The sequence below is a fragment of the Gelidibacter sp. genome, from assembly GCF_035577925.1.
GTDB lineage: Bacteria > Bacteroidota > Bacteroidia > Flavobacteriales > Flavobacteriaceae > Gelidibacter.
Window position 1 is genome coordinate 1 of record NZ_DATJCY010000057.1, and the last position, 1,647, is coordinate 1,647.

The window sequence follows — 1,647 nt, forward strand, 5'->3', positions numbered from 1 at the left end:
AACGAATCGTTTTCGCCTAATTCGGTAAGATCCAATTCGGCTCCCAAATTGTTGTCTGCAAAACACATTTCCAATAAAGTGGTAATCAATCCGCCAGAAGCTATATCATGTCCTGAGACAATTTGTTCGGTTTTGATGAGATTTTGAATCGTATTAAAAACCGTTTTAACATAAGATGCATTTTTTACTACCGGTGTTTCATGGCCAATTTTATTGACAATTTGTGCAAATGAACTGCCGCCCAATTTAAAGTCATCTTCCGAAATATTGATATAATAAATAGCACCAGCGTTTTTCTTTAAAACTGGCTCTACAACTTGCGTAATATCGTTGCAATTTCCTGCTGCAGAAATAATGACTGTTCCTGGTGAAATAACTTCTTCGTTTGGATATTTCTGTTTCATGGAAAGAGAATCCTTTCCTGTCGGAACGTTGATTCCAAGTGCAATGGCAAATTCAGAAACGGCATTTACAGCGGCATAAAGTCTTGCATCTTCACCTTCATTTTTACAAGGCCACATCCAGTTGGCAGACAATGAAACACTTTCAAGACCATCTTTTAATGGTGCCCACATAATATTGGTCAACGCTTCGGTAATGCCATTTCTACTTCCTGCAACAGGATCAATCAAACCAGCAATTGGTGAGTGACCAATAGAGGTTGCAACGCCTTCTTTCCCTTTATAATCCAAAGCCATCACGGCCACGTTATTGAGTGGCAATTGTATAGGGCCCACACATTGTTGTTTGGCAACTTTTCCGCCCACACAACGGTCCACTTTGTTGGTCAACCAATCTTTACAAGCAACGGCTTCCAATTGTAATAATTGATCTAAATAATCGTAAAACTTTTCTTTTTTAAAGACAACAGGATCGTAGTTTCTGTTGATGGTTTTGTCAATCATGATAGTTTTGGGCGAACTTCCAAACATATCATCCATTGCCAAATCCATTGGTTTTTGACCAGTTGTTTGAGATTCAAAAGTAAACCGATGATTGCCCGTTACATCACCAACGGTGTACATTGGTGCACGCTCACGATCGGCTATTTTTTGAAGAGTTTCCAAATGTTTTTCAGCAATGACAAGACCCATACGTTCTTGGGATTCATTGCCAATAATTTCTTTTGCCGAAAGTGTAGGATCGCCAACAGGCAGTTTGTCCAAATCGATCAGTCCGCCAGTAGCTTCCACCAATTCGCTTAAACAATTTAAGTGTCCACCTGCGCCATGGTCATGAATGGAAACAATAAAGTTCTCGTCACTTTCAACCATGCCACGAACGGCGTTTGCCGCACGTTTTTGCATTTCCGGATTAGATCGTTGTACAGCATTTAATTCGATACCAGTTGAAAATTCGCCAGTATCAGCCGATGAAACAGCAGCACCACCCATCCCGATACGATAGTTTTCACCGCCAAGAATTACCACTTTATCACCAACTTTAGGCGTGTCTTTTAGAGCTTGATCTGCTTTTCCGTAACCAATTCCACCTGCTTGCATAATCACTTTGTCAAAACCGAGCTTACGTGCTGCCGAGGTGTTTTCAGAATCTTGATGTTCGTCGTGCTCAAAGGTCAATACGGAACCGCAAATTAAAGGTTGTCCAAATTTGTTTCCAAAATCAGACGCTCCATTAGATGCTTTT

1 protein-coding gene is annotated in these 1,647 nt (G+C 40.6%); it reads right to left on the reverse strand.

Translation table 11 applies throughout. The annotated features are described in order from the left end of the window. Window positions 1–1,647 (reverse strand): AIR synthase-related protein (locus tag VNJ50_RS01780; protein ID WP_325578475.1); only part of this gene is annotated, 1,647 nt, incomplete at both ends.